The sequence below is a fragment of the Pseudomonas kilonensis genome (genome assembly GCF_001269885.1).
GTDB lineage: Bacteria > Pseudomonadota > Gammaproteobacteria > Pseudomonadales > Pseudomonadaceae > Aquipseudomonas > Aquipseudomonas kilonensis.
The window spans coordinates 374,400-397,022 of record NZ_LHVH01000024.1 but is presented as its reverse complement, the minus strand read 5'-3'; the positions used below and the strand labels follow the sequence as shown (position 1 = coordinate 397,022).

General features: G+C 61.4%; 23 protein-coding genes. 12 read left to right on the top strand and 11 right to left on the bottom strand.

Going from position 1 to position 22,623, the window contains the following annotated elements; all coding sequences use genetic code 11:
• Nucleotides 1-354 precede the first annotated feature (354 nt).
• Together AD662_RS18090 and AD662_RS18085 are read right to left on the bottom strand one after the other, a co-directional pair.
• Nucleotides 355-735, bottom strand: a complete 381-nt coding sequence (locus AD662_RS18090) for a RidA family protein (protein ID WP_053189311.1) — start codon at nt 733-735, stop codon at nt 355-357.
• A gap of 133 nt (nt 736-868) precedes the next feature.
• On the bottom strand, nt 869-1,672 hold the full coding sequence (locus AD662_RS18085) for an MBL fold metallo-hydrolase (protein ID WP_053189309.1): 804 nt from the start codon (nt 1,670-1,672) through the stop codon (nt 869-871).
• 91 nt (nt 1,673-1,763) lie between these two features.
• Here AD662_RS18085 and AD662_RS18080 point away from each other — a divergent pair, with 91 nt between their 5' ends.
• Nucleotides 1,764-2,732: a GlxA family transcriptional regulator gene (locus AD662_RS18080; RefSeq protein ID WP_053189505.1), complete on the top strand. Its 969-nt coding sequence runs from the start codon at nt 1,764-1,766 to the stop codon at nt 2,730-2,732.
• Nucleotides 2,733-2,738: 6 nt separating this feature from the next.
• Here the strand turns inward: AD662_RS18080 and kefC are convergent, their stop codons facing one another.
• From kefC to AD662_RS18060, 4 genes are all read right to left on the bottom strand, one after another.
• Nucleotides 2,739-4,565, bottom strand: a complete 1,827-nt coding sequence (gene kefC, locus AD662_RS18075) for a glutathione-regulated potassium-efflux system protein KefC (protein WP_053177734.1) — start codon at nt 4,563-4,565, stop codon at nt 2,739-2,741.
• Between the two features lies 1 nt (nt 4,566).
• Complete coding sequence (gene kefF / locus AD662_RS18070) at nt 4,567-5,088, bottom strand: glutathione-regulated potassium-efflux system oxidoreductase KefF (protein ID WP_053189307.1); 522 nt, start codon at nt 5,086-5,088, stop codon at nt 4,567-4,569.
• A 177-nt stretch (nt 5,089-5,265) separates the two neighbouring features.
• Nucleotides 5,266-6,612 carry an ATP-binding protein gene (locus AD662_RS18065; RefSeq protein ID WP_053189305.1) on the bottom strand — a complete coding sequence of 449 codons (1,347 nt, stop codon included), beginning with the start codon at nt 6,610-6,612 and terminating at the stop codon, nt 5,266-5,268.
• Nucleotides 6,609-7,319: a response regulator gene (locus AD662_RS18060; protein ID WP_024617406.1), complete on the bottom strand. Its 711-nt coding sequence runs from the start codon at nt 7,317-7,319 to the stop codon at nt 6,609-6,611. Before AD662_RS18060 ends, AD662_RS18065 begins: the two co-directional genes overlap by 4 nt.
• A 379-nt stretch (nt 7,320-7,698) precedes the next feature.
• Here AD662_RS18060 and AD662_RS18055 point away from each other — a divergent pair, with 379 nt between their 5' ends.
• From AD662_RS18055 to AD662_RS18040, 4 genes are all read left to right on the top strand, one after another.
• Nucleotides 7,699-8,487: an MlaA family lipoprotein gene (locus AD662_RS18055; RefSeq protein ID WP_053189303.1), complete on the top strand. Its 789-nt coding sequence runs from the start codon at nt 7,699-7,701 to the stop codon at nt 8,485-8,487.
• Nucleotides 8,480-8,716, top strand: a complete 237-nt coding sequence (locus AD662_RS18050; protein WP_018611618.1) for a hypothetical protein — start codon at nt 8,480-8,482, stop codon at nt 8,714-8,716. The genes AD662_RS18055 and AD662_RS18050 overlap by 8 nt, the downstream gene beginning before the upstream one ends.
• Before the next feature lie 154 nt (nt 8,717-8,870).
• A complete protein-coding gene (locus AD662_RS18045; protein ID WP_024617408.1) occupies nt 8,871-10,172 on the top strand; it encodes an Nramp family divalent metal transporter in 1,302 nt (433 codons plus the stop codon).
• A 69-nt stretch (nt 10,173-10,241) separates the two neighbouring features.
• Nucleotides 10,242-10,721, top strand: a complete 480-nt coding sequence (locus tag AD662_RS18040) for a VOC family protein (RefSeq protein ID WP_053189301.1) — start codon at nt 10,242-10,244, stop codon at nt 10,719-10,721.
• Between the two features lie 218 nt (nt 10,722-10,939).
• On the opposite strand, the gene AD662_RS18035 is transcribed toward AD662_RS18040, so the two are convergent.
• Nucleotides 10,940-11,341: a RidA family protein gene (locus tag AD662_RS18035; protein WP_053177725.1), complete on the bottom strand. Its 402-nt coding sequence runs from the start codon at nt 11,339-11,341 to the stop codon at nt 10,940-10,942.
• Nucleotides 11,342-11,473: 132 nt separating this feature from the next.
• Between AD662_RS18035 and AD662_RS18030 the strand changes: the two genes are divergently transcribed.
• The 4 genes from AD662_RS18030 to AD662_RS18015 all read left to right on the top strand — a co-directional run bounded on the left by AD662_RS18030 (nt 11,474) and on the right by AD662_RS18015 (nt 14,269).
• Nucleotides 11,474-12,403, top strand: a complete 930-nt coding sequence (locus AD662_RS18030; RefSeq protein ID WP_053177723.1) for a LysR family transcriptional regulator — start codon at nt 11,474-11,476, stop codon at nt 12,401-12,403.
• Nucleotides 12,400-13,137: a CPBP family intramembrane glutamic endopeptidase gene (locus tag AD662_RS18025; protein ID WP_053189299.1), complete on the top strand. Its 738-nt coding sequence runs from the start codon at nt 12,400-12,402 to the stop codon at nt 13,135-13,137. Before AD662_RS18030 ends, AD662_RS18025 begins: the two co-directional genes overlap by 4 nt.
• A 96-nt stretch (nt 13,138-13,233) precedes the next feature.
• Entirely contained in the window at nt 13,234-13,638 is a 405-nt protein-coding gene (locus AD662_RS18020; RefSeq protein ID WP_053189297.1) for a hypothetical protein, read from the top strand.
• 238 nt (nt 13,639-13,876) lie between these two features.
• Nucleotides 13,877-14,269 (top strand): GFA family protein, encoded by a 393-nt coding sequence (locus tag AD662_RS18015; RefSeq protein ID WP_014337739.1) that lies wholly within the window; start codon nt 13,877-13,879, stop codon nt 14,267-14,269.
• A 5-nt stretch (nt 14,270-14,274) separates the two neighbouring features.
• Here the strand turns inward: AD662_RS18015 and AD662_RS18010 are convergent, their stop codons facing one another.
• The 4 genes from AD662_RS18010 to AD662_RS17995 form a co-directional block, all read right to left on the bottom strand.
• Entirely contained in the window at nt 14,275-15,723 is a 1,449-nt protein-coding gene (locus AD662_RS18010; RefSeq protein ID WP_053189295.1) for an aldehyde dehydrogenase family protein, read from the bottom strand.
• 204 nt (nt 15,724-15,927) lie between these two features.
• On the bottom strand, nt 15,928-17,109 hold the full coding sequence (locus tag AD662_RS18005; protein ID WP_053189293.1) for an NAD(P)/FAD-dependent oxidoreductase: 1,182 nt from the start codon (nt 17,107-17,109) through the stop codon (nt 15,928-15,930).
• Nucleotides 17,110-17,329: 220 nt separating this feature from the next.
• Nucleotides 17,330-17,734, bottom strand: a complete 405-nt coding sequence (locus AD662_RS18000; RefSeq protein WP_053189291.1) for a RidA family protein — start codon at nt 17,732-17,734, stop codon at nt 17,330-17,332.
• Nucleotides 17,724-18,860 carry a DSD1 family PLP-dependent enzyme gene (locus AD662_RS17995; RefSeq protein ID WP_018601256.1) on the bottom strand — a complete coding sequence of 379 codons (1,137 nt, stop codon included), beginning with the start codon at nt 18,858-18,860 and terminating at the stop codon, nt 17,724-17,726. The genes AD662_RS18000 and AD662_RS17995 overlap by 11 nt, the downstream gene beginning before the upstream one ends.
• Nucleotides 18,861-18,955: 95 nt before the next feature.
• Between AD662_RS17995 and AD662_RS17990 the strand changes: the two genes are divergently transcribed.
• The 3 genes from AD662_RS17990 (at nt 18,956) to AD662_RS17980 (ending at nt 22,542) form a co-directional block, all read left to right on the top strand.
• Complete coding sequence (locus AD662_RS17990) at nt 18,956-19,840, top strand: LysR family transcriptional regulator (RefSeq protein WP_018601253.1); 885 nt, start codon at nt 18,956-18,958, stop codon at nt 19,838-19,840.
• Between the two features lie 722 nt (nt 19,841-20,562).
• Complete coding sequence (locus tag AD662_RS17985) at nt 20,563-21,231, top strand: haloacid dehalogenase type II (RefSeq protein ID WP_003203206.1); 669 nt, start codon at nt 20,563-20,565, stop codon at nt 21,229-21,231.
• A 36-nt stretch (nt 21,232-21,267) separates the two neighbouring features.
• The gene (locus tag AD662_RS17980; protein WP_053189289.1) at nt 21,268-22,542 is read left to right on the top strand and encodes an NAD(P)/FAD-dependent oxidoreductase; all 1,275 of its coding nucleotides are present in this window, start codon (nt 21,268-21,270) and stop codon (nt 22,540-22,542) included.
• Nucleotides 22,543-22,623: the final 81 nt, after the last annotated feature.

Sequence of the window (22,623 nt, the reverse complement as noted above, 5' to 3'; positions counted from 1 at the left end):
TACCAAACCCGATCGCTGATTCAATCAGCGACCCGGAAACGATAGAGCCCTGGCCCAAGGCGCACAAGCCGGCGGATTCTGGCGCAGTTGTAGGCAACGGCGCAAGACAACGTAGCCCGATCCCGAATGCTCCTACATCTGGATAAACACAAGCCTGTTTGCACTGGAAATAGGGTTAAGAACACACCTTGTGGCGAGGGGATTTATCCCCGCTGGGCTGCGAAGCAGCCCCAAAAAAGGCAGGTAGTGATCAAGCTGACACACCGAGTTGGCAGACATTGGGACTGCTGCGCAGTCCAGCGGGGATAAATCCCCTCGCCACAAAGGAGTCGTACCTGTTGGAGCTTGGTCAGTTCAACCCTTCGCCGCCATCGCCGTCACTTCCACCTTCATCCCTTCAACCGCCAGCGCGGCCACGCCCACGGCGGCGCGAACCGGCCAAGGCTTGGCGAAGAAACGTTTGTAGACCTCGTTGAAAGCGGCGCGGTCAGCCATGTCGGTCAGGTAGATGGTCAGGTGCAGGACCCGGTCCATGGAGCTGCCGGCGCCTTCCAGGGCGGTCTTGAGGGCTTGCAGCGTGCATTCGCTCTGCAGCGTGATGTCACCCAGTTCCAGGCTGCCGTCGGCGCGGGTGGGGATCTGCGTGGAAACCAGCAGGCCGCCGAAGCCGGCGACGTCGGAGGAAATGGAGTCCGCATCCGGATCTGGAATAAACGTAATGTCTGGGTTGCTCATGCAAAGCCTCATGCTGGAAAAGAAAAAGGACCGCCGCAGTTTACCGTCCATTGTTGCGGCGTTCCTGCATTCCTTTGGGAGCGCGCTTGCTCACGATGGCGTCAGGCAGCCAGGGCTTGCCCTGGCTCGGGCGTCATACTCGGGCTGGCCGAGGAATGCTCGCCCGAAAGACCAACGTCTCGCCATCTTCCGGTATCAACAACCGGCCTGCGACACCGGCCTTCACGGCGGCTGCGGCAAGGGCTTTGCGTGTCGTCGGGCAGTGGTTGATCGCTTCCAGGTGATTGGCCACCACGGTCCCGCGAGCCAAACGGGTGAATTCCAGCGTCTCGTCGATGCCCATGATGATGTCGCCGCCGAGATCGAACCGTGCCCCGCCTGCCGGAACCACGCTGACCTGTGGCTGGTGTCGCAAGACGAATTCGCACACGGTGGGGGTGAGCACGGTATCGCCGGTGAGGTAGACGCTCGGTTCGCCGGGCAGCTCGATCAGGTAGCCGACGCCATGCTCCATCAACTTGCCCACCAGGCCCAGCCCGTGGGTGCACCGGACGGTGCGAATAGTGCCGCCCAGGAATGGGCTGGGTTGGTCATGGGCCTGGGCGAGCGCCTGGACATTCAAGCCACGCTTGTTGAGATAGGGCGCGTCATGGGGTGTGCAGATGACCGGGATCTGTTTTTCCCTCAGCCACTGCTTGGCTGCGCGATCCAGATGGTCGAAGTGGCCTTTCTGGCAGTGGGTGATCAAGCAATGGGTGACGGTCTCGAGGGCCTGCGCTGTCGAGGCCGGAAGCGCCACCAGCGGATTGCGTTGCGTGGCACCAAACAGGCGAAGCGGCGGCAGCGTGCCCTGGCCAGCCAGCATCGGGTCGACGAGCACGCGATACGGGCCGAATTCAAGAATGATCGTGGCGTTACGGATCTGCTGGATGTTCATGGGGCGTTCCTGTTGAGCGAGCGCTTCATGGTGCCGACTCGGTCCGGTGTGCATAATGGCCGGATCTGACATCTTTGATTCGTTTCAGGCCATGACCAACAAACTTCGCATCGGTTTGCTCCTGTTTCCCGGCTGCATGCCCGCCGGCCTGTTCGCGTTCGCCGATCTGCTGCATGCCGCCAACCGCAGAAGAGGGCGGGCGCTGTTCGAGGCCCGCTACATCGCGTTGCAGGCCGGGCCGGTGGTGTGTGCCCATGGCGTGACCCTGCAGGCGGAAGCGGCGTTGGGCAGCGCCGGGTTGGACGCCGTCCTGGTTCCCGGTTTCTGGGCCGAGTCGGCCGAGCAGGTGAATGCGCTGCTGGCTGAACAGACAATCCTCGTGAGCGCGCTGTCCAAGCATGCCCGATCGCTTCAGCTCTGGTCCTATTGCACCGGTGTCTGCCTGCTGGCCGCCGCCGGCCGATTGGACGGGCAGGGCGCGACGGTGACTTGGTGGCTGGCGCAGGCGATGCAGCAGCAGTATCGAAACGTCCATTGGCAAAGCGAGCAGAACTGCGTGTTCAACGAGCGCACGGCGACCGCGTCTGGGGTGAACGGCTACCTGCCCATCGCCGAAAAACTCATCGAACGCAGCGTCAGCAGCGACGTACTGCGCGATATCACGCGGCTCATGGTGCTGCCGCGCCCGGCCATTCCCCATGCGGCGTTCCAGGGCACCGCGCTGATCGAGCAACCCAGCGGATGGTTGCGGCAGTTGCATGGGTTGATCGAACAGATGCCGGCCGAGCGGATCACCGTCCAGGCCCTGGCAAGCGAGCTGGCGGTGTCCGAGCGCACCTTGGCGCGCAAGGTCAGCCGTGAAACGGGTCAGACCGTCGCGGCCTACGCCCGGCGCATCAAGTTGAGCCAGGTCAGCGAACGCCTGACGTTGACGACGCTGCCCCTCGCCAGCATCGGCGCCGAGCTGGGTTTCAGCAGCAGCTCCAACTTGCAGCGCATGTTCAAGGCGCTGACCGGGCTGACGCCGGTGGCGTACCGGCGCAAGTTCGGGCGTGTGTGACGCGGGTCAACTCGGCGTCTTGTCGGTTTCATTGCGATGGTGTTCCTGCCAGTTGTCGACGGGGCGGGCACGGTCTTCGTTGAACATGTCCGTGAGCAGCGCATTGGCGCGCCGGTAGGCATCGTGGCGGAACTTGAGGTCATCTTCCGGCTGGGCGACGATTTCCTCCAGCATCTTGAGGTTCAGCCGGCGGAACTGGTCTGCCCGCTCGCGCGCTTCGTAAGCCCCCACGCCCATGTGCTCCAGCGCACTGCGACCCAATGACAGCGCACTCTCGAAGGTTTCCCGCTCAGCCGCCTCCACGCCCATCTGCCGAAGGGTGATCAGGTGCCCCATGTCCCGCGCCCGCACGATCAACTGCAACGCGGGGAAGTGCTCCTGGGCCAGCCGGGTCAGCGTCAGGTTGTCTTCCCGATCGTCGATCGCATTGATCAGCACCACCGCTTGGGCCGCGCCGGCTGCGTGCAGCAGATCGAGGCGCGTGGCATCGCCATAAAAGACTTTCACGCCGAATTTGCGCAGCGTCTCGATGTTGTCAGGGTCGTGATCCAATACCACCACCTCGACGCCGCAAGACATCAACAGACGTCCGGCGATCTGCCCGAAACGCCCGAACCCGGCGATGATCACCCGTGGATTCTGCTGGTCGACGAGGTCGGATTCGCGTTTGTTTTTCTTGGCAACGGACTCGAACCGATCCAGCAACACGATCAGCAAAGGCGTCAGGCACATGGACAAGGCCACCGCCAGGGTCAGGCTCTTGCCCCATTGATCGGTCAAGATGCCGGCCACGGTCGCCGCACCAAACACCACGAAGGCGAACTCGCTGCCCTGGCCCAGCAACACCGCCTGCCAGGAGCGCTGGCCGGCGGGGACGTTGAGGAACCGGCCCGCCATCTTGATCACCAGCAGCTTGATCAGGATGAAACCCAGGGTCAGGGTGACGACTTTCAGTGGTGCGTTGATCAGGGTGCCGAAATCGATCGACATGCCGACACCGATGAAGAACAGACCCAACAGTAGGCCTTTGAACGGTTCAATGTCGCTTTCCAGGGCATGGCGGTATTCAGAGCTGGCGAGCAGCACCCCGGCGAGGAACGCGCCCATGGCCATCGACAAACCGGCCTCTTCCAGCAGAAAGCCGAAGCCGAACACCAGGAAAAGTGCGACGGCACTGAAAATCTCGCGCAAGCCTGAGCGTGCCGCGAAGCGCAGCAGCGGTCGCGTCACGTAGCGTCCCAACAGCACGACGATGGCGATGGCGGCGACGATTTTGCCAATCGATAACAACAGCGCCGTGCCCGAAGGCGTGTCGCCGTGGGACGACAACAACGGAATCATCGCCACCAGCGGAATCGCCGCGATGTCCTGGAACAGCAGCACGGCAAAGCTGCTGCGGCCGACGGCGGTGGCGGTCAGGTTGCGTTCGCTCATGGCCTGCATGGCGATGGCCGTGGAGGACAGGCTCAGGGTCAGGCCGACCAGCAGCGCTGCCGTCCAGTTCAGGCCAAGGGCCGTGCAGAACAAGCCAATGGCAGCGCCACAGGCGAGCATCTGCAGGGCGCCACCACCGAACACCATCTTGCGCAGGGCCCAGAGCCGTTTGGGGTCCAGCTCAAGGCCGATGATGAACAGCATCAGCACCACGCCGATTTCAGCAAATTCCAGAATGGCCTTTACGTCGGTAATCAGCTTCAGCCCCCATGGGCCGATGATGCACCCGGCTAGCAGGTAACCCAATACCGGACCCAGGCCAAACCGAACGGCAATCGGTACGATCAGCGTCGCCGAGGCCAGGTAGATCAGCATTTCAATCAGGCTGTGCGTCTCCATTTCAATCTTCCTTCCAGGCGGCCAGGCGAGCGCCATAGTGTTCGATTTGTGCGTGTTGGGCCTCAGGGTCGGCGGCATAGGCGCCATGCACGACCACCGGTTCCAGCCAGCGCATGCCGCAGTAAATGGCCGTGGCGTGGAGAGGTTGGGCCAGCGCCGCAAAATTGGGGTAGTCGGCGATCGCAAAATGCGCCTGATCGCCGCCCGTGGTGACGGCCCACAGCAGGCGCTTGTTCTTGAGGGCTGTGGCACCTTTACCGTAGGCCCAGCCGTGGGTGAACACCTTATCGATCCACAATTTCAGCAGGGGCGGTGTGCTGTACCAGTACATCGGGTGCTGGAGGACGACAAGTTCTGCTTGTTCCACCGCTCGCTGTTCCGCCTCGACGTCGATATCGAAGTTGGGGTAAAGCGCGTAGAGCGAACGTATGACCACGTCCGGGTTGGTCGACACTCGCTTGAGCATCTGCTGGTTGACCCGCGATTTGTCGGGGTAGGGGTGTGCATAAATGATAAGAATCATCGGTGAATTCCTTGGTTTGGCTCCGTCGATTCTTGTTTTTCGTGAGCGCGAGCGGTGGCTTGGAGCGGGGCGATACAAACAAGAGCGCCTTCCCGGAACAGGGTCCAGGCCGGAAAAACCGGACATCCTACCGAGGAAGGCGCTGATTGTTTAGAGCTGATCGATACCATCGAGGCTTCAGTCAAGCGGCAGCGAGACCCTGGCCTCCAACCCGCCAGCCCGTCGATTCCTCAGGGTCAGCGTCCCGCCATGCTCCAGCACCGTCGCCCGGGCCGCCGACAGGCCCAGCCCGACGCCGCCGGTGTGCTTGTTGCGCGAGCCTTCGATGCGAAAGAACGGCGTGAAGACCTGCTCAAGGTGTTGGGCGGCGATGCCGGGTCCGCGGTCCAGAATGCAAATGTCCACACGATTGGCGTCGGCCTCGAGTCGAACCGTCGGTGCGCCGCCATATTTGATTGCGTTGTCGATCAGGTTGACCAAGGCGCGCTTGATGCCGATGGGGCGGCCGACATACACGAAGCGTTGGGCACCTTCAAACGCGACCTCGGTACCGGCGTCCTTGAGGTCATCGACGATGGTGTGCAGCAACTCGGCCAGGTCGAACGCGGTGGCATGTTCCAGCCGGGCATCGTCGCGGAAGAATTCCAGGGCTGAATTGACCATCGCCTGCATCTCGTCCACGTCCCGGAACAAGCGCGATTGTTGTTCGGCATCCTCGATGAACTCCCCGCGCAAGCGCATGCGGGTCAACGGCGCGCGCAAGTCATGGGAGATGGCGGCGAGCATCTGCGTGCGGTCCTGTAGAAAATGCTTGAGCTGGGCCTGCATGGCATTGAAAGCGAGGATCGCCTGGCGGATTTCATGGGGGCCGATGACCGGAATCGGTGGCGCCTGGTGGTCGACGCCGAAGCGCCGGGCGCCTTCGGCAAAACGTTCCAGCGGGGCGGCCAGGTGCCGGGTGGCGATCAGCGCGACGATCAACGTCGAGAGCAGGATCAGGGCGATGATGATCCCGTTGCGCGCCCATTCCTCCAGCCCCCAACTGCGCGAGGGCACAGAGAAGATCACCCACGAATGGTCGGCTAACTCGATGATCACCGCGTAGCGTGCGTCGGGTTGATCGGCCGGCCAGTCGCCCGGTTCGTAGGCTTCGATCCTGGCGTCCGGCCGGCTCAATTGCTGGCGCAGCAACACCGAGCCCTCAATGAACTCCGGGTCGTCGATCACTGGCAACCGCGCCTCTTCACGTCGCTGTAACCATTGTGCGTTGAATGCCTGGTCGCTGGCGGCCTTGGCAATCGCGGGGCGTTGTTCGGGGGCGACGGAGTCAATGATGCGGGTGATGGCGGTGGCCTTTTCCATCAGGCCGGTTTCCATCAGGGGAGGGCGCGCCCAGGCACCGGCCAGCAGGCTGAACAGCTCATTGAGGGCCAACAAGGTCAGCATGGCGATCATGGTGGTCAGGGCGATCCAGCGCGCTACGGTGTCCCGTGGGCGCTGAGCGCGCGAGCGCGAGGGTTTCATCGCTTCACCACGTGGGGGCTGAACAGGTAGCCGCTGTTGCGCACGGTACGGATCATCGACGTACCCGTGATGTCGGTCTCCAACTTGCGCCGCAGGCGGCTGACCTGGACATCGATGCTGCGGTCAAATGCCTCGAAGGTTTCACCGCGCGCCAGGTCCAGCAACTGCTGGCGGGTCAGCACCCGGCGCGAGTGTTCGGCGAACACCAGCAGCAATTCGAACTCTCCGGCGGACAGCGGGATCATGACCTTGTCCGGTGAGCGCAGTTCGCGCCGGGTGACGTCCAGCTGCCAGTTTTCGAACTCCAGGATCGGTCGGGAGGAGTCCTTCAGCGTGTCCCTGGCTTCACCGGTGCGCCGCAGCACGGCACGCACCCGGGCCAACAGCTCCCGGGCGTCGAACGGCTTGGTCAGGTAATCGTCCGCCCCCAGCTCCAGGCCGACGACGCGGTCACTCAATTCGCCCATGGCGGTGAGCATGATGATGCCGACCGTGTGCTCGGCCCGCAGTCGTTGGCAGAGCACCAGGCCGTTGTCGCCCGGCAGCATGACGTCGAGGATGATCAGGTCCGGCACCCGCCGCTGTACCGCCTGCCACAACGCGTTGCCGTCGGCGGCCACATCCACGCTGTAGCCATGTTGTTCGAGGAACTTGCGCAAGAGGGCGAGGACTTCGAGGTCATCGTCCACCAGTAGTAAATGGCTCACGGTGGGCACGCAGGGTAATGAATACAGGGGGAATACTAGGGTCAATCCAGGGCCTGCGTCATATATTTCAATCCGGCAATAAAGTTGCGCTCGGGCAATATTCTGGAAATCTGCGGGCAAAAAAACGGCGGCAGGATGGCCCTCGATGTCAGTCAGTTAAAAACGAGTCAGCCCTGCACAAAACCTGTGGCGAGGGGATTTCTGTGGGAGCAAGGCTTGCTCGCGAAACAGGCGCCTCGATATTTGAAAGTCCGCGTCGCCTGCATCGCGGGCAAGCCTTGCTCCCACAGTAAGCGTCCTCCTCTTCACAAGAGCTGTGTCCGGCACCGTTTCTTTAGCTGATCGGTATCGCCTCCATTCCTCGCCGAGATCACCCTGTATGCCGATCACCCAGCCCGCTCCGTTGTTTGTTCGTTCCACCGTCGTGGTTGTACTGGCGGCACTCGCCAGCGGTTGCTCCAGCACACCGGCAGCAACGCCGGGGTCGTGTGAAAGCGCGACCTATACCGTTCATGATCCCGCAGAACCGGTCAACCGCGGCATCTTCGCCTTCAACCGAACCGTGGATGACTACGCGCTGGCCCCCGTTGCCCGTGGTTACCTCAAGCTGCCGGAGATGTTCCAGGCCGGCGTCCACAACTTCGTGGCGAACTTCGGCGAGCCCAAGGTGTTCATCAACGACCTGCTGCAAGGCAACGCACAACGCTCGGTCAACACACTGGGGCGGTTCGTCATCAACACCACCGCGGGCATCGTCGGGCTGATCGACGTGTCGGGCAAGCTGGGCATCGAGCATCACGAGGCCGATTTTGGCCAGACCTTCGGCGTCTGGAATGTCGCCCCCGGCCCCATCGTGGAACTGCCACTGCTGGGCAGCGCCAACCTGCGGGACGCGACGGGCAAAGTGCTGAGTTTTGCCGTCGATCCGTTCGGCGACAACAGCAGCACCGTCGACATCCTGGGTACGATCAACACCGTCGGCGGCGTTGTCGATGGCCGCGCCGAGGCATTGCCGCTGACCAACCAGTTGCAGACCCAAGCGGATTACTACGCGGCGCTACGCGATGCAACGGCGCAGCAGCGTGCCGATTTTGTCGCGCAAGGGAAGTTGGGGGCGGTGGTGCAGGACGACCCGCAATGCCAGGATGGAGCCGCTGCTGATGAGTAGCGAGGTGTTGGTCCTGCATCGGCGAATGCGCGCGCTCGATCCGGATGTGCTGCATTGCCGTGAGGTTGAACTGCGTTTGGCCGAGGATGGCCGCCACGTGCTGCTCAACCGTTATGTCGAGTTGTATCGCCATGAACAGGTCAGTTGGTGCGCCATCCAGCAGCATCGGGTGCCGTTGGCGCGGATGGTGCGCTGGCTGGTCGATAACGGCGAGCAGGTGAGGGATTAGTGGCAATTTGCTCCTGAATACAGCGGTATCTCGGGAGCGGATAGCCTTGAAACATTTTTACATAATTGCGCATTAATTATGGTTGTACGACGTCGTATCTAATATGTTCGACTGTGGCCGTTTCTCACAAAAAAAATAAACGGAGATTCCATCCATGACGAGCATTCCTTCCGCTGAAGGCCAGGCTGCGGCGTCCACGCAAGGCCGTTTCGTACGCCTGCTCAAGCTTCTCGGTCCCGGCATCATCGCGGTCCTTTCCTGGCTGGGTGCCGGCGACTTGATCACTTCATCCGTGGCCGGCGCGAATTATGGCTACGCGATGATGTGGGTGCTGGCGGTCTCTCTGCTGCTGCGCTACCTGATCGTCAACATCATCGCGCGCTTCCAGCTCTGCAATAACCAGGGCATGACCATCCTGCAAGGTTATGCCCAGCTCAATCCGTTTTTCGCCTGGTTCCTGCTGGTGTATGCGTTGCTCATGGGGCACCTGATGAACGCCTACATGATCAAGGGGGCTGGCGAAGCCCTGGCCATGTTGCTCAAGGTCGACTATCCACTGCTGTGTTCGGTGGCAGTGGTGTTGGCGGTGTGGATGCTCGTCGGGCGCAATATCTATTCGATGATCGAAGGCGTGATGAAAGGGCTGCTGGCGATCATGACGCTGGCGTTCCTGGCCCTGGCGGTGATGTCCGGCCCGGATGTCGCCGGCATCGTCAGAGGCACCATCGGCTTCAGTATCCCGCCCGATGAAGGGGTGCATGGCGCGCTGCTGGTGGCCGTCTCGGTAATCGGTGCGGTGGCCGGCTCGATCGCCAACTTCGTTCATCCGTATGTCATGCGCCAGAAGGGCTGGGTGGGGCCAGAACACAAGCGTATCCAGCGTAACGACCTGCTGTTTGCGGTGTTTGTCGGGATCATCATCAACCTGGCCATCTGGATCGTCGGTGCGGAAATCCTGCGACCCAACGGTATCGAGGTCAAAACCCTGGGCGATTTGGGCAAGGCCCTGGAAATATTCTTCGGTTCGATCGGTTGGTACGTGTTCTTCATCGGTGTGTTCGCCACGCTGTTCGCCAGCATCTCCGGCAAGACCACGGCGTTCCCGATGCTCATCACCGACGCCTTCCAGCATGTACGGCCCGGGCGCCGGGAGCGTTACGGCAAAGAGTTCCACCGTGACCCGATGCACAAATGGTTCATGCTGTTCATCCTCGTGACGCCACTGATCTGGTCGCTCCCCGGCATGCCGGACTTCGTCACGTTGACCATCGGCGTCAATGCGCTGAACATCATCGGCTTGCCGGTGATTTCCCTGGGCCTGCTGATCATGTCCAACCAGAAGTCCCTGCTGGGCAAGGAATACCGCAACAACCTGTTCGAAAACATCGCACTGATGTTTGCCACAGGCCTGGCGTTGTGGGTTGCGTTCCAGTTGGGGGTTGATCTGTTTACCTGAGGGCCGGCCATCTGCAACGTTCGGGGGGGCTGCTAGACTTTATCGTCCAGTCCCTTTCGGAGAACCGGAATGAATAATAAAAACAGGATCTGCCTCTGGTACGACGGCAACGCCCAGGCAGCGGCAGAATTCTACGCAAAAACCTTTCCCGACAGTGCGGTGAACGCCCTTTATCATGCCCCGAGCGATTATCCGTCGGGCAAGGAGGGCGATGTGATTACGGTGGATTTCACGGTGATCGGCATCCCTTGCATCGGCCTCAACGGCGGGCCGGTGTTCAAGCACAACGAGGCCTTTTCATTCCAGATTACAACTGAAGACCAGGCCGAAACGGACCGCTTGTGGAACGCGATCATCGACAACGACGGCCAGGCGAGCGCCTGCGGCTGGTGCAAGGACAAGTGGGGCTTGTCATGGCAGATCAGCCCTCGTGTGTTGCTTGAAGCGATCGCCAGTCCCGACAAAGCCGCCGCCAAGCGTGCCTTCGAGGCCATGATGACAATGACCAAGATCGACATTGCCGCGATTGAAGCGGCGGTGAAAGGCTAGCCGGCGAATCATCACCATCATTTTCTTGTGGGAGCGGGCTTGCTCGCGAAGGCGGTGGGTCAGTCAACCTCAATGCTGATTGATCCGACGCCTTCGCGAGCAAGCCCGCTCCCACAGTTGTTTTGTGGTGTCTTCGATTGCTCGGCCTGTCCACATCCCCTTGTGGGAGCGAGCCTGCTCGCGATGACGGCGGCACAGCCAACACCATGCAAGCTGACCTACAGGGTGGCCTCAGGCACCCTGGCAATCACCTTGATCTCGAACTGAAACCCATACAGCCACGTCACGCCCACCGCCGTCAGCGTCGGATGCGGTGCGTTGCCCCAGAACTCGGGCACGACGCTCCAGACCCGTTCGAAGATCGATTCGGGATCGACCATGAACACCGTGACGTCCACCACATCATCAAAGCTGCAATCGGCCGCGGCGAGTATCGCCTTCAGGTTGTTGAATGCCAGCCGAACCTGAGCTTCCAGGTCGGGCTCTGGCGAACCGTTTTCGGTGCTACCAACCTGTCCCGAGACGAACAGAAAACCATTGGAACGAATCGCCGGCGAATAGCGATTGCGCTCATAAAGTGCCTGGCGTCCGGGCGGGAAAACCACATCGCGCTGTGTCATCAATACCTCCATCAAAGAGTGGGTTCCAAACGATGAACTCACTCTAGGGGCTTGTGTCCAGGCGATAAACGAGCAACCTTGGCGATCACTGTTTGTAAAATCCAAACAATCGGATCGATACCCGAGGCACAAATGGATCGTTTTGATGCGATGCAAGCGTTCGTTCGAGTCGTGGAGGCGGGCAGCTTCACCAAGGCGGCTGAAACCCTGCACATGAGCAAGACCACCGTGACCCAACTGGTGCAGCAGCTCGAAGCACGGTTGCGGGTCAAACTGCTCAACCGCACCACGCGCAAGGTCAACGTCACCGCCGACGGCGCGGCTTATTACGAGCGGGTGATCCGGCTGCTGGCCGACATGGACGATGCCGAGACCAGCGTGTCCGGTGCCCAGGCGTTACCTCGCGGGCGCCTGCGGGTGGACGTGCCGAGTCCGCTGGCGACAATGATCCTGATACCAGCCTTGCCGGCGTTCTACGCGCGATACCCGGACATCCAGATCGACATGGGCGTCAGTGATCGCATCGTCGACATGCTCGATGAAAACGTCGATTGCGTGGTGCGCGGCGGTGAGTTGAGGGATCAGTCGCTGGTCGCCCGACGCGTTGGCGATCTCGCCCTCGGCGTTTTCGCCGCGCCGAGTTACCTGGCACGGTTTGGCCTGCCCGCGCACCCGCGTGAACTGGAGGATTCGCACCATCGCACCGTGGGTTTCCTGTGGGCACGCACCGGCAAATCCTTGCCCTACGCCATGCGCCGTGACGGTGAGCTGCTTCACGTCAAAGGACGCTACGCACTGGCCATCGACGACGGCAACGCCTACCTCGCGGCCGGTTTGGCAGGGTTGGGCGTGCTCTGGCTGCCCAGGTACATGTCCAGGCCTCATGAAGCGCAGGGCGGGTTGGTGCCGCTGTTCGAAGACTGGCACCTCGAGCCGATGCCGCTGTATGTGGCCTATCCCCCGAACCGGCACATCAGCGCCAAGTTGCGGGTGTTTATCGATTGGGTCGTGGAACTGATGGCGCAACATGCGCCGGTTGACGCCAAGGGAAGAGCGCGATGATCGCCGAAGGACTCGTTGTTCTGCTGGACTACACCCTGTATCTGCTGCCGGGCCTGGCGCTCTTCGGCCTCTGGTTCGCGTTGACGCCCAAGACCCAGACAGCGTTGCGTATCGTGATTGTGCTATTGGCATTCGTGTTGATGCGCGACGCGATGACGCCCTTGGGCATGTGGTCCCTGAACGGCGATCTGCAGATTGGTTTTCTGGCCAACCCGTTCGTGCTGGTGATGTTGGGTGTTTCGTCGCTGCTGTTGGTCGCGTTGAGCGCGCGCCTGTTGCCGGACTTGTGGCAACTGGTCGTTCTATTCAAAGGCAATCGACTGGCGGGCCTGGCCATGGGCGTCGCCGTGGGCTGCCTGATCGGTTTGCCGCTGCGGATTTATCAAGGGGCTGAAACGGCGATTCCAGGTTATTGGCCCTGGCTACTCGGCATGGCGGTGCTGGCCTACGGGGCCAATGCCCTGGAAGAAGTGCTGTTTCGTGGTTTCTTGCAGGGTTACCTCGAACTGCATGTCAGCGCCCTGCGAGCAGCGCTGATCAGTGCCGTGGCGTTTTCTGCGCTGCATGCTTTTCTCGCCTTGAGCGTTACCCAACTCGGTTGGACGGTTTTGCTTTTTACGCTGATTGAAGGCCTGGCTTGCGGGCTCGTTCGTATGCGCTACGGCGTCGTGGCATCGACCGCTACCCATGGGACGGCGATATTGCTGATTGCGGTGCCGATGGTGGGACACTAGCGTTGCGCTTGAGCGCTTGACCTCTTTCACCTACTCACTTAGTTTGCCGCCGTCATTGGAAGGCAGCGGATTTTTTGCGCTGCGAGAGGAGTATGCATGGACGCGTTGATGATGGAGCTAAAGAAGTTTCTCGAGAGCTTGATTGGTGAAATTTATCTTGGTTTGCTGTTGGTAAGCTTGTTGGTGATTTTAATTGCCATGAAAGTAAAACCCTCTAAAGTCGCTTCGTTGTTTGTATGGGGCTTTAGTATTCCGCTTGCCTTTTTTTGTTATGTTGTTTGGATTTATGCAAGTGGACCTGAAAGCTGGAACTGGGTGATATTCCTTTTTGAATTGCTGGCGCTTTCGCAAATCGGCTGGTTAGGCGGGGCATTGGTGCTTGTCGGGGTGTTGATCAAAGCAAATGCTTTGAAGAAAGTTGGGGTGTGGCTGTCCATTGGCTCGGTTGCTTTTCATGGTCTTTTTCTAATTCTTATGTACATCTCTGGATCTGGCTCTTAAAGGTCTCGTGGTGTGATTTGTCTTGGATGTCTGGGTTTTTATGGGCTGTTTGTGCTTTCGCCGGCTTGGACTTATTTGTTATCCAGACCGGGTGTTTATTCGATTCTTAAATAAGAAGTGGCTTGAAAATGGAGAGGCGATCTCCCGGTGGTCGTGTAGCTGCTATGTTCATAACCACTGATAACGGCCCTCTGCGAGGGCACTTGGACGGTTTAAACGTTTGTGGAGGAGACTCACCATGGACCGATTCACCGGCGGATGCCTGTGCGGCAACGTTCGTATCCAAGCCTCGGGGCGTCCGTATCGCGTAGGCCTCTGCCACTGCCTCGACTGTCGCAAGCATCACGGCGCGCTCTTCTACGCTGCCGCCGTGTTTCCCCAGGATGCCGTGACGATCGAAGGTGAAACACGGGACTACGCCGGACGCTTTTTCTGTCCCCGCTGCGGTTCGTCGCTGTTCGCCCGCTCGGGTGACGAAATAGAAGTGCACCTCGGCACGCTGGACGCCCCCGATCAACTGATGCCCACCTACGAAAGCTGGACCGTGCGCCGTGAGGCCTGGCTGCCGGCGTTTCCGTTCACCCGACACTACGAACATGATCGCGAGGGGACGGGGCGGGCTGAGGAGTAGGGCGGTCATTCGAAGCCCACAATCGCCTTGATCTCCAGATACTCCTCAAACCCGTGAACCCCATACTCACGGCCATTGCCCGAACGCTTGTAGCCACCGAACGGTGCCATAGGGTTCCACGCCGGGTAGTTCAACAGCACTTGCCCTGCGCGGATACGCGACGCAACGGCGCGCGCAAGCTCAAGGTCCTGGCCCTGGACGTGCGCGCCCAGCCCATAGACGGTGTCGTTGGCGATGGCGACGGCTTCATCCACCGTGTCATAGGCAATGATGCACAGCACCGGGCCGAAGATTTCTTCCTGGGCGATGCGCATGGCGCTGTCGACTTGCGAGAAAACCGTGGGGCGGGTGTAGAAGCCTTGTTCAAAACCCTCCGGGCGCCCTGGGCCACCGCAGACAAGCTTGGCCCCTTCATTCATGCCCACTTCGATCATGGCTTGCACGCGATTGAACTGGGCCTCGTTGGCGATGGGGCCGAGGATCGTTTCTTCCGATTGTGGAACACCGACGATGATCGCGTTGGCGGTGGCGGCGGCCAACGCCTCGACTTCCGCCAGGCGATTCCTTGGCACGATCATTCGGGTCGGTGCGCTGCACGATTGGCCGACGTTGCGAAATGCCGACATCACGCCCGGCGGCACGGCCTTGGCGAAGTCGGCGTCGGGCAACAGTACATTCGGGGACTTGCCGCCCAACTCTTGGGTAACGCGCTTGACCGTAGGGGCGGCCGCCTGGGCCACCAGTGCGCCGGCGCGGTTCGAGCCGGTGATGGAGATCAGGTCGATGTCGGGATGCGCCGCCATGGCCGCGCCGACCTCGGCACCGCTGCCGTTCACCAGGTTGAAGACGCCGGCAGGCAGGCCTGCGTCATGCACCAATTGCGCGAAGAGAAGGGCGCTCAGGGGCGACAGTTCGCTGGGTTTCAACACCACCGTGCAACCGGCGGCAATCGCTGGGGCGACTTTGGCGGTGATTTGGTACAGCGGCCAGTTCCACGGCGTAATGAGGCCGCAGACGCCGATGGGTTCGCGTTGAATGGCCGTGCCATGCTCAATTTTCTGGAAGGTGTAAGTGGATAGCACATCGCGGGCCACCCGAACGTGTTCGGCGGCCAGCGGCACTTGCATGGCCCGTGCGAAGCCGATGGCCGCGCCCATTTCCAGCGAGAGCGCCTGGGCCAGTTCTTCTTTGCGTTCAAGGATCAGCCCATGGATCTTTCCCAGGATCGCCACGCGCGCTTGCACCGAAGTGGCGGACCAGTCGGGAAATGCTGCGCGAGCCGCCGCGACGGCGCGGTCAACGTCTTCGCCGGACCCTCGGGCGACCTCGGCAATGACTTGCTCGGTGGCGGGATTGACCACGGGCAGCGTGGCCGGGTATGCCGGAGACTGCCAGTCACCATTGATATAAAACTGCTGGGACGTGGGCGGGGTGTTCAAAAAGGGGGTGGTCATCCAACGGGCTCCCATAGAGCGGTGATAGCACTGCCGGCGACAGATCCTGAGGCCGTTTTCTTCTCGATAAACTAACAAAGCGGCCGGGATGGGATATGCCGTTCTCAAGCCTGGCAAAGAAGAATCTGCTGTATCTGCGGGGTTAACTTGGCAAAAAAAGTGGCAGCATCCGTCCGAGGCAAAAAGGGCGTCCAGTCGCTTGTGTCATATGAGTCTGCCGGTGCCAGGCGTGCTCATCTGAGGCATTGTCAGGGCGGTCGGTTCGGTAAACCTGCGAATATCAAAAGGGCTGATCAGGGTGCGGGTGCTGCCGGTGCTGATCAGCTCGGCCATGACGTCGCCGACGCCCGGGCCGAGCTGGAAGCCATGCCCGCAGAACCCAAAGGCATAGAACAATCCCTTGACCTTGCCGCTTGGCCCCATGATCGGCAGCGAGTCTGGCGTATAGCTTTCGATGCCGCTCCACACCCGGATAATGTTGAGATTCGCCACCCCGGGCAGCAGGCGGCTCATCTGCTGCATCTGGTTGAGCAGGCTCTCGGGCTTGAAGTAGGCGCGACGGTTGATCATGTCCGGTTTGCAGCGGTTGCCGCCGCCGATGATGAGGTTGCCTCGGGGGATCTGCCGGAAATAAATCACCTCTTCCTTTATCTTGGTGAACACGCCGATCACGGTCGGCAAGGCATAGGGCACCGGTTCGGTGACCGACATCTGTGGGCCATTGGCTTCCAACGGCACCGCTTCGTCGAATTGTTCGGCCAGCTTCGCCCCCCAGGCGCCCGCCGTGATCAGCAGTTGCTCAGCGATGAATAGCTGGCCGTCGGTGGTGGTCACGTGGAATTGGTCATTCACCTTTTGTACCGCGGCGACCTCTGTTCGCTCGCGGATGCTGGCCCCGGCCCGTGTCGCCGCGCGGGCAAATGCCGGGGCTGCCAGGCGCGGGTTGGCGTGGCCGTCGTGAGGGGCGTACGAGCCGCCCTTGACCTGCGCGCCGAGGAACGGGAAGCGCGCGTGCAACGCCTTGCCGGTGATGATCTGCAAGTCCAGCTCACGGGCTTCGGGGGCGGCGGCGTAGGCTTCAAGCTCGGCGATTTCGTCCTCGCGATAACAGACGCGCATATGGCCGCTGGGGATGAATTCCAGGTCATCGCCAATCAACTCGGGGAGCCGTTTCCACAACCCGTACGAGCGATTCGACAGTTCCAGTTGACCGAGGAATCGCCCTTGGCGGCGCACGTTGCCGAAATTCACCCCACTGGCGTATTGGCCGATCAGGTCGCGTTCCAACAGGGTCACCGAGTGCCCACGCTGGCGCAGGAAAAACGCCGACGCCGACCCCATGATGCCGCCGCCGATAATCAAGACGTCGCTTTTTTGTGCCTTCATGATGTTCCCTCGAAAATCCTCGACAGCGATTCAATAGCAATACAAGACCTGACCAAACCCCAACCCCAACCCCAGCCCCCCTGTGGCGAGGGGATTTATCCCCGCTGGGCTGCGCAGCAGCCCCAAGCCAGGCGACTCGGCGTGCCAGGAAGATTGAGTTCACTGTTTTAAGGCTGCTGCGCAGCCCCGCGGGGATAAATCCCCTCGCCACAGGTTCATCTCATGCCGTTGGGAAGGGGCGCGCACGGGCCAGCGCTTCGATTTCGATCAGGTACCCATGGTGCAAGGCCGGGACGGGCACCACCGCGCGCGCAGGCCGGTGTTCGCCGAGATAGCGGGCGTAGATCCGGTCGAAAGCCGGCCAGTGTTCGATGCCGGCGACATAGACCGTCACTTTCAGCAGGTCGCTGGGGCTGCAACCTGCCGCGCCGAGAATCGCCATCAGGTTGTCCAGGGCGATGATGGCTTGCACTTCGAACGGTTGGTCGACGCTGTGGCTGCCATCGGCGCGCACTGGCAGTTGTCCGGACACGTACAAGACGCCCTGGTGCAAAACCGCTTGAGCGTAATGTCCGCCCGCAGCGGCCGCCTGGGTTGTGTGAATCAACTCGATTTCACCAGCCATGCAGACGACTCCAGGTGTGCACCGCGCCCGAGGCATCGCAGGCGTGGTAATCAGGGAATTGCGCACCGGTGGCGCAGGCGTGGTTGGGCAGGATGCGCAGGCGACTGCCGATGGGAAACCGCTCGGTGATATCGATGTCCCCGGGGCTGGAAAGGGTGACGATGCCGTGTTCCTGGTTGGCGCTGGTGAGCAGCGCGCCCTCGATCCAGTCACCGGCTTCGCTGCACACCTGCCCATAGCCGAAATCCGTTTGCTGGCGCTGCGTACCTCGATCACGACTCATGGCCATCCAGCCGGCATCGGTGATGATCCAGCCTTTGTCCGGCTGGTGACCGATGACCGTGGTTAGCACGCTCAAGGCCAGCTCGTCCGCCTGGCAAACACCGATGTTGTGCATCACCAGGTCGAAGAACACATAGACGCCGGCGCGCACTTCAGTGACGCCTTCCAGGCTTTGCGCCGAAAGTGCCGTGGGTGTGGAGCCGATGCTGACCTCGGGGCAGGCCAGCCCGGCTGCACGGATGCGTTGGGCGGCGCTGACGCAGAGGTGGCGTTCTTGTTCGGCCAAGGCTTGCAGCGCTTGGGGGGTGTCGAGCTCGTAGCTGGACCCGGCGTGGGTCATGACGCCGCACAACTGCATGCCGCCTTCGCTGAGTTGCCGGGCGATGTCGACAAGTGCATCGTCTTCAACGCGCACGCCGGACCGATGGCCATCGCAATCGATCTCGATCCAGACCTCGAAACGTTCGTCGTGCTGCCTGCCGAAATCGACGATGGCCTGCGTCGCCGCCAGGCTGTCGGTCAAGATGCTCAAGCGGCAGCCCTTACGCCGCAGCGTCAGGGCCTGGGCCAGTTTGCCGGGCGCCATGGACACGGCATAAAAGATGTCGTGGATGCCGGCGGCGAAGCAATGCTCGGCTTCCTTGAGGGTCGACACGGTGATGGCGCTGGCGCCTGCTGCAAGCTGCGCCTGAACCACCGGCAGGCATTTGCTGGTCTTGATGTGCGGGCGCAAACGCACGCCCAAGGCGTCCATGCGGTGTTGCATGCGTTGGATATTGCGCTGCATTCGCGGCACGTCGATGAGCGCGACCGGGGTATCGAGGGAAGCAATTGAGACTGGCATGAACGAGGCTCGCGGGTAAAAGACAGGCTCGACTCTACTCAGTCATCGTAAAGCCGTGGTTCAATGCGCTGTCATCAATCATTAAGTTGAACTGAATGATCAGCCTCGAAGACCTGCGCATGGCCGTGACGCTGGCACGCTGCGAATCGTTGAGCGCCGCTGCCAGGGCCCTCAATGTCTCGCCGCCAGCGCTGTCCATGCGCTTGCGCAAACTGGAGACACTCCTGGGCCTGACCTTGGCCAATCGCGACGCCCGGCGGCTGAGCCTGACCGCCGACGGCGAGCGTTTCTCGCGCCAGAGTGCGCTGTTGCTGGAACAGCTGGAAGCGCTTCCCGAATCGTTCAGGCAGCAAGACGATCAACTGGCTGGCACCCTCAGGCTGGCGGCACCGTTCGGCTATGGACGCCAACGCCTCGCGCCGCTGCTGGCCCGTTTTGCCAGGTTGCATCCGCAGCTGTGCCTGCATCTGGATCTACGGGAAACGCCCTGGCCTGACCGTCATGACAGCGATGCGGTGATTCACATCGGTCACCTGAGCGACAGCCAATGGGTCGCCCGACCCCTCACGCAAAATGACCGTTGGCTGTGCGCGAGTCCCGCTTACCTGGAGCAGAACGGCACACCGCTAGTGCCGGAGCAACTCGCCGAGCACCGCTGCATCTGTATTCGTGAAAACGATGAAGATGTCACCCTGTGGCACCTGCGCAATGCGCACGGGCGCAAGACCCTGCGGATCAAGCCTGCCTTGTTGAGCAACGATGGCAGCGTGGCCCGACGCTGGGCCGAACAGGGCCTGGGGCTGGTGCTGCGTTCGCAATGGGACGTCAGCAAAGCCATCACCGACGGCCGCCTGGTACGGGTGCTCGCCGATTGGCAATTCGACAGCGCCCCCATCAACCTGCTGGTGCCCTCGCGCAAACTGCGCAGCGCGCGGGTGCAGGCGTTGGTGAGCTTCCTGGAGGCCGAACTGAAGGTCTGAATAGGGCACTGTTCCTACTGAACCACCGCCATCGCGAGCAGGCTCGCTCCCACAGTGGATCGGCGGCGTTCCTCGAACCTGTGTCCACCACCCCCCCTGTGGGAGCGAGCCTGCTCGCGAAGACGCCAGCCCATTCACCACACCTGCAAGCAGACCCACCGCTTTCGCGAGCAGGCTCGCTCCCACAAAGGATCGGCGGCGGTCCTTGAACCTGTGTCCACCACCAACCCCCTGTGGGAGCGAGCTTGCTCGCGATGACGGCAGCCCATTCACCACACCTGCAAGCAGACCCACCGCTTTCGCGAGCAAGCCCGCTCCCACAAAGGATCGGCGGCGGTCCTTGAACCTGTGTCCACCACCATCCCTCCTGTGGGAGCGAGCCTGCTCGCGATGACGGCAGCCCATTCACCGCGGATGCTGAAGCTGCTGCGCCAAGCGTAGATTCTGCCGAAAACAACGCTTTGCAGAGTCGTTTAGCGCACCATAACTGTCCGCAAACCCAAAGAAACACGGCGCGACGCCCACGCCTGGAGCATCCCGCAAAGTCTGCTGAGCGAGCCCCGCAAAACGGTGGTTTGTACCAAGCGGCCGGTATTTTTAACGATTTATCCACGGTCTCATGGTGTTGTAATGAAAACGTGATGCAGCGTTGCACCGATGCCTCACGAAAGGCGCCATCGTTCGCCTCGTCGAGCCTTCAACAACAATCCAGGACCGCACTCATGAGCTTTCTTCGACCCAAGTACATCACCTTCGACTGCTACGGCACGTTGACCAATTTCCAGATGGGCACCATGACCCGCGAGCTGTTCGCCGACCGTGTCGATGCCGGGCAGATGGACCAGTTCGTCAAGGATTTCTCCGCTTATCGCCTGGACCAGGTGATGGGGGACTGGCGGCCCTATGATGAAATCATCAAGACCTCCCTGATGCGGGTCTGCAAGCGTTGGGGCGTCGAATATCGTGGCGAAGGCCAGCTCTATTACGACGCCGTGCCAACCTGGGGCCCTCACGCCGATGTACCGGCGGGCCTGTCGAAAATCGCCGACAAGATCCCCCTGGTGATTTTTTCCAACGCGATGGACGAGCAGATCATGTCCAACGTCGACAAGCTCGGCGCACCTTTCCATAAAGTCTTCACGGCCCAGCAGGCCCAGGCCTACAAGCCGCGCCTGGCCGCCTTCGAATTCATGCTCGATAACCTTGGCTGCGGACCGGAAGACGTCCTGCATGTGTCGTCGAGCTTCCGCTACGACCTGATGTCGGCCCACGACATGAAGATCAAGCACAAAGCCTTCGTCGCCCGCGGTCATGAACACCCGGCCAACGCAGCCTTTGGCTACCACCAGATCCCGGACATCGGCGGGTTGCCCGCTCTGGTCGGGCTCTGAGTCTCGACGCACGCTTGAAGGCGAAAGGGGTTAGACATGGGCAGTGAGTCCTATTGGCTCGACACCGCACCGGCGTTCACCGGTGCTCAGCTCGGCGGATTGCCCGGGCAGGTCGATGTCGCCATCGTCGGTGGCGGCTTCACCGGTCTGGCGGCGGCGCGGGCCCTGGCCTTGAAGGGGGCCAGCGTGGCGGTGCTGGAAGCGGGCAGGGTGATTGGCGAGGCGTCAGGGCGCAACGGCGGGCATTGCAGTACCGGCGTGGCCCAGGATTACGCGGCACTCACCGCCAGCCTCGGTTCCGACAAGGCTCGGGCGTATTACCAAGCCTATGAAAGCGCCGTGCAGAGCGTCGTGACGCTGGTGGAGCAAGAGCAGATTGCTTGCGACCTCAAGCGCAACGGCAAGCTCAAGCTGGCTGCCAAGCCGATGCACTACGAAGGGTTGGCGCGCACCTGTGAATTGATCCGCAAGGAAGTCGATGCCGAGGTCGAGTTGCTCTCGGCCCAGGAGACGCGGGCGGAAGTCAATTCGGCGCAGTTTCACGGCGGCCTGTTGCAGCGCAATGGCGTGCAGATGCATGTCGGGCGTTTCGGCGTCGGCCTGGCGCAAGCGGCCGCCCGTCACGGTGCGTTGATCTTCCAGGGCGTGGCGGTGCAGGACTGGAAGGCCAGTGCCGGCGGCTATCGAGTCAACACCAGCAAAGGGGCGCTGCAAGCCTCGCAGATCCTGCTGGCGACCGGTACCTGTCAGCAGGGTGGTTTGGGCTGGTATCGGCGGCGGATCGTGCCGGTGGGCAGCTTCGTGATCGCCACCGAGGTCCTGCCCCAGGCGCTGATCGACAGCTTGCTGCCGGCCCGGCGTTCCTATGTCACCAGCCGCATGATCGGTAACTACTTTCGCCTGACCCCGGACAACCGCCTGCTGTTTGGCGGCCGTGCGCGGTTCGCCATGTCCGACAGCGTGTCCGACGCCAAGAGCGGCAAGGTGCTGCAAGGGGCGATGGTGCAGATGTTCCCGCAGTTGGCGAACACTCGGATCGACTATTGCTGGGGCGGCCTGGTGGACATGACCTCCGATCGCCTGCCCCGGGCCGGCCAGCATGGCGGGGTTTACCACTCCATGGGCTACAGCGGCCACGGCGTGCAGATGTCGGTGCACATGGGGCAGGTCATGGCCGAGGTCATGGCCGGCAGGGTCGAGGCCAACCCTTGGCGCGAACTGGACTGGCCGGCCATTCCCGGGCACTTCGGCAAGCCTTGGTTTTTGCCGCTGGTCGGCGCGTATTACCGCTTGCAGGACTACCTGCACTGAGTTTCACCGCGTTGTTTGGCGTTTCAACCACGTTGCGTTAATGCACGTAATCGAGCCCTATCATTTTCCGAAAGGTAGAAC

Bases quoted from the DNA above. Each gene is read 5' to 3' on its own strand.
- AD662_RS18085 (WP_053189309.1), bottom strand. From the start codon at position 1,672: ATGAACATCCAGCAGATCCGTAACGCCACGATCATTCTTGAATTCGGC.
- kefC (WP_053177734.1), bottom strand. From the start codon at position 4,565: ATGGAGACGCACAGCCTGATTGAAATGCTGATCTACCTGGCCTCGGCG.
- AD662_RS18000 (WP_053189291.1), bottom strand. From the start codon at position 17,734: ATGGCTGGTGAAATCGAGTTGATTCACACAACCCAGGCGGCCGCTGCG.
- AD662_RS18040 (WP_053189301.1), top strand. From the start codon at position 10,242: ATGAATAATAAAAACAGGATCTGCCTCTGGTACGACGGCAACGCCCAG.
- AD662_RS18010 (WP_053189295.1), bottom strand. From the start codon at position 15,723: ATGACCACCCCCTTTTTGAACACCCCGCCCACGTCCCAGCAGTTTTAT.
- AD662_RS18020 (WP_053189297.1), top strand. From the start codon at position 13,234: ATGGACGCGTTGATGATGGAGCTAAAGAAGTTTCTCGAGAGCTTGATT.
- AD662_RS18005 (WP_053189293.1), bottom strand. From the start codon at position 17,109: ATGAAGGCACAAAAAAGCGACGTCTTGATTATCGGCGGCGGCATCATG.
- AD662_RS18065 (WP_053189305.1), bottom strand. From the start codon at position 6,612: ATGAAACCCTCGCGCTCGCGCGCTCAGCGCCCACGGGACACCGTAGCG.
- AD662_RS17985 (WP_003203206.1), top strand. From the start codon at position 20,563: ATGAGCTTTCTTCGACCCAAGTACATCACCTTCGACTGCTACGGCACG.
- AD662_RS18045 (WP_024617408.1), top strand. From the start codon at position 8,871: ATGACGAGCATTCCTTCCGCTGAAGGCCAGGCTGCGGCGTCCACGCAA.
- AD662_RS17980 (WP_053189289.1), top strand. From the start codon at position 21,268: ATGGGCAGTGAGTCCTATTGGCTCGACACCGCACCGGCGTTCACCGGT.
- AD662_RS18025 (WP_053189299.1), top strand. From the start codon at position 12,400: ATGATCGCCGAAGGACTCGTTGTTCTGCTGGACTACACCCTGTATCTG.
- AD662_RS18035 (WP_053177725.1), bottom strand. From the start codon at position 11,341: ATGACACAGCGCGATGTGGTTTTCCCGCCCGGACGCCAGGCACTTTAT.
- AD662_RS18030 (WP_053177723.1), top strand. From the start codon at position 11,474: ATGGATCGTTTTGATGCGATGCAAGCGTTCGTTCGAGTCGTGGAGGCG.
- AD662_RS17990 (WP_018601253.1), top strand. From the start codon at position 18,956: ATGATCAGCCTCGAAGACCTGCGCATGGCCGTGACGCTGGCACGCTGC.
- AD662_RS18055 (WP_053189303.1), top strand. From the start codon at position 7,699: ATGCCGATCACCCAGCCCGCTCCGTTGTTTGTTCGTTCCACCGTCGTG.
- AD662_RS18090 (WP_053189311.1), bottom strand. From the start codon at position 735: ATGAGCAACCCAGACATTACGTTTATTCCAGATCCGGATGCGGACTCC.
- AD662_RS17995 (WP_018601256.1), bottom strand. From the start codon at position 18,860: ATGCCAGTCTCAATTGCTTCCCTCGATACCCCGGTCGCGCTCATCGAC.
- kefF (WP_053189307.1), bottom strand. From the start codon at position 5,088: ATGATTCTTATCATTTATGCACACCCCTACCCCGACAAATCGCGGGTC.
- AD662_RS18015 (WP_014337739.1), top strand. From the start codon at position 13,877: ATGGACCGATTCACCGGCGGATGCCTGTGCGGCAACGTTCGTATCCAA.
- AD662_RS18050 (WP_018611618.1), top strand. From the start codon at position 8,480: ATGAGTAGCGAGGTGTTGGTCCTGCATCGGCGAATGCGCGCGCTCGAT.
- AD662_RS18080 (WP_053189505.1), top strand. From the start codon at position 1,764: ATGACCAACAAACTTCGCATCGGTTTGCTCCTGTTTCCCGGCTGCATG.